This window comes from Actinophytocola sp. (assembly GCF_036555685.1).
GTDB lineage: Bacteria > Actinomycetota > Actinomycetes > Mycobacteriales > Pseudonocardiaceae > Actinophytocola.
Genome location: NZ_DATBKY010000055.1, coordinates 1 through 2,664 on the forward strand (window position 1 = coordinate 1; position 2,664 = coordinate 2,664).

General features: G+C 73.2%; 4 protein-coding genes and 1 tRNA gene. 3 read left to right on the plus strand and 2 right to left on the minus strand.

The genetic code is table 11. The annotated features are described in order from the left end of the window. Positions 1 to 201 (plus strand): hypothetical protein (locus tag VH969_RS06205; RefSeq protein ID WP_331971747.1); only part of this gene is annotated, 201 nt, incomplete at its 5' end. A gap of 118 nt (positions 202 to 319) precedes the next feature. Here VH969_RS06205 and VH969_RS06210 read toward each other — a convergent pair. Next, a tRNA-Val gene (locus VH969_RS06210) sits at positions 320 to 391 on the minus strand. 68 nt (positions 392 to 459) lie between these two features. Here VH969_RS06210 and VH969_RS06215 point away from each other — a divergent pair. Further along, positions 460 to 1,296 (plus strand): SURF1 family protein, encoded by an 837-nt coding sequence (locus VH969_RS06215; protein WP_331971750.1) that lies wholly within the window; start codon positions 460 to 462, stop codon positions 1,294 to 1,296. Here the strand turns inward: VH969_RS06215 and VH969_RS06220 are convergent. After that, on the minus strand, positions 1,293 to 1,757 hold the full coding sequence (locus VH969_RS06220; RefSeq protein ID WP_331971753.1) for a peroxiredoxin: 465 nt from the start codon (positions 1,755 to 1,757) through the stop codon (positions 1,293 to 1,295). The two genes, VH969_RS06215 and VH969_RS06220, sit on opposite strands and share 4 nt — an antisense overlap. 52 nt (positions 1,758 to 1,809) lie before the next feature. On the opposite strand from VH969_RS06220, the gene VH969_RS06225 reads away from it, so the two are divergent. Next, positions 1,810 to 2,664 (plus strand): maleylpyruvate isomerase N-terminal domain-containing protein (locus VH969_RS06225; RefSeq protein ID WP_331971756.1); only part of this gene is annotated, 855 nt, incomplete at its 3' end.

The window sequence follows — 2,664 nt, forward strand, 5'->3', positions numbered from 1 at the left end:
CTCGCGCTCCTGGCTCAGGTGCGTTCGTGGTTCGAGGACCTGCAGCCGTGGATCGACTGGCACTACACGCAGGTGGCGCTCCTCGATGGCGCCACGAACACTGTCAAGGAGTGGGCGATGCTCGGCTCGACCACGATGATCTGGATCGTCCTTCCCCTCGTCATCGGACTGCTGTCCCTGCGCCGCTCCGAGGTCAAGTAGTCGCACACACGGGCGGCGCTCTCGCCGGCCCCAACGACTGGTGGGCCGACCATCACGACGTCGCCTTGACAGCGTCTCGACCGGCGGGCCGGACCGTTGGTGTGCTGGTCAGAAGGTGTGGGCGCGGCTGGGTTCGAACCAGCGACCCCCCGCTTGTAAGGCGGGTGCTCTTCCACTGAGCTACGCGCCCGCTCGGTACGGGCGAATGGGAGGGTACCGGGCGGGCGCGGCGGACGTGGCTGGTCGTAGGGTCAGCGGGTGAGCACGCGACGGCCGCGGGTGGCGCGGGTGGCGGCCCTGATCCTGCTGGGGCTGGTGCTCGGTGGTGCCTGCGGCGCGGCGGGCGTGTGGCAGTGGCACCGGTTCGGGCAGAAGAAGACCGCGGACGACGAGCTGCGGGCGGCGGCGCGGCAGCCGGTGGCGCCGCTGGACGAGGTCCTCGCCCCGGGCCGGCCCGTGGACGACACGATCCGGTTCCGTACCGTCACCGCAACCGGCCGGTACGACGGGGCGCGGCAGCTGCTCGTGCGGCAGCGGCAGGTGAACGACACGCCAGGTTTCCTGGTGCTCACGCCGCTTCAGACGACGTCGGGACGCACGCTGTACGTCGACCGCGGCTTCGTGCCGGTCACCGGGGCGGCGACGCTGACGCCGAACGTGCCGGATCCACCGGCCGGACAGGTGCAGCTGACGGTCCGGGTGCTGCCCAGCGAGGACGGCGGGCTCGGCACCGGCCTGCCCGCCCGGCAGATCGAGCGCATCGACGTCCCCGAGCTGGCCGCGCGGGACGGCGTCCAGGCCTACCCGGCGTACGTCGAGCTGATCTCCTCGACCCCGGCGCAGCAGGGCCTGGTCGCGCTGCCGCCGCCGGACCTGACCAACCCGGCCGGCGGCGCGTACGTCGCCCAGCACCTGGCGTACGTGGTGCAGTGGTTCCTGTTCAGCGCGTTCGCGCTGGCCGGGCCCGTGGTGCTGCTGCTGCTCGACCGGCGGGCCCGACGCCGCGAGCCCGGGCCGAGGCCGCCCGAGCCCGCTCCGGCGCCGGCACCCAGCGCGCCGACCGCGCCGACCGCGCCGACCGCGCCGACCGCCTAGGCGGGCAGGTCCGCCATCGCCGAGTGCCACACCGATTGGTCGCGCTTCTCCCCCGGTTGGTTCACCTCGACGAACACGACCTTGCCCGACTTGTCGATGAGGAACGTGCCGCGGTTGGCCATGCCGGCCACGTCGTTGAACACCCCGTACCGCTTGGCGACCTCGCCGTGCGGCCAGAAGTCCGACACCAGCGGGAACAGGTAGCCCTCCTGCGCCGCCCAGCTCTTCAGCGCGAACGGGTGGTCGACGCTGATGCCGATCACCTGCACGTCCTCGTCCTCGAAGCGCGGCAGCTCGTCGCGGACCTGGCACAGCTCGCTCGTGCAGATGCCGCTGAACGCGAACGGGAAGAAGACGAGCAGCACGCTCTTCTTCCCGCGGTACGAGCTCAGCGTCACCTCCTCGCGGTTCTGGTCGCGAAGGGTGAAGTCGGGGGCCTCCTGGCCGACCTCGACCGCCATAGGGGTGTCCTCCTCGCCGGATCATGCCGGGATGTCCGGCACCATGGGCAGCATGTCACGCCCCGGTCGGGCCGGTCTGGCCAGCCTGCCGCTGGGCGAGCAGCGTGACCGGGTCCTCGCGTCGTGGGACGGATTCCTCGCAGCGGCCGCGGACGTGGACCTGGATCGGCCGTCCCGGCTGCCCGGCTGGAGCGGGCACGACGTGCTGGTCCACGTCGGCGACTGGGCCGGTGTCACGACCCTGGACACGCTGCTGGCCGAGGCACGGTCCGGCACGGTCGCGCCACCGTACGACGTGGACGCGATCAACGCGGAGGTCGTCGCGGCGCACCGGGACGTGCCCAACGCCGACGTGCTGGCGGCGGTACGGCGGTGCCGGGACCGGATGGCGGAGTGGTTCGCCGCACCGGACGCGGCCGACGGTCCTTCGGCGCTCGGGCTCACGCCCGTCATGTCCTCGGTCGGCGTGCTGCCGCTGCTCACCGTCGTCAACGCCAGCGGCTACGAGCTGGCGGTGCACACGCTCGACCTCGGCGTACGGCCGGACGACGGGCTGCTCGACGCGGGGCTGGCCGCGCTGGTCGACGTGACCGGCGTGTTCGCGCACCGGCGCGGGTTGCGCTCGGCGCTCACGGCGTGGACGGGCCGGTCGGGCTGGCAGGTCCGGACCGAGCGGGACGGATGGGTCACCGCCGCCGTACGGGAGCGGCCGCCCGGCGCGGCGGTCGAGGGCGACGCGGCCGTGCTGCTCGATACGTCGGCCGGCCGGCGCGCAGTGCCCGCGTTGCTGGCATCCCGCACGATGCGAGTGCACGGGCTCGCCGACATCGTGCGTCTCGCACCGATCGTCGAGGAGGTGCCGGGCTTGCCCGGTGGGCCGGCGCTCAGGGCGGCGGCACGCTGGGTC